1 protein-coding gene is annotated in these 469 nt (G+C 66.5%); it reads right to left on the bottom strand.

What is annotated here, in order from left to right; all coding sequences use genetic code 11:
* Positions 1 to 469: DUF5801 repeats-in-toxin domain-containing protein (locus ACM6G4_RS20680; protein WP_414914505.1), on the bottom strand; the 469-nt coding region annotated here is incomplete at both ends.

Raw genomic sequence — 469 nt, 5'->3', positions numbered from 1 at the left:
CAGCGTCGCCAGGGCGCTGTCGCCGTCCCCGTCGGTCTTGGTCGCGGTCAGCGTTACCAGGTTGTCCGAGGTCAGGCTCGTCGAATCATCAGGATTGCTTGTGTTGGCATGCACCACGGCGCGGCTCTGGTCGAGCGTGACGCTGCCATTGGCGGCCACGCTGACCGTGAACACCAGCAGGTTACTGAGGGCTGTACGCCCTTCGACCACGGTGCCGTTGAGCGACAGGTTCACCGCCTGGCCCGAGGCCGTGTCGATCAGCCCGGAAGCCCCGGCCACCACGCCCAGCGCATAGGTCAGGGTACCGGCCCCGTCGGCGCCAAACGCCGAGTTGAAGTTGGCGGCGAAGCTCTGGGTGGCGTCGGTCGCCAGCACCGTTTCGTCCACTGTCAGCGTCGGCTCCACGCCGGTGGTGGTGATGTTCGGCCCGTCGTCCTTGAACACCAGGTTCTGCCCGATGTTCAGCGTC

Source organism: Pseudomonas sp. IT-P258 (assembly GCF_949767825.1).
Taxonomy (GTDB): Bacteria; Pseudomonadota; Gammaproteobacteria; order Pseudomonadales; family Pseudomonadaceae; genus Aquipseudomonas; species Aquipseudomonas monachiensis.
Note: the sequence above shows the minus strand (reverse complement) of the source record. Positions and strands in the feature narration are given on the sequence as shown.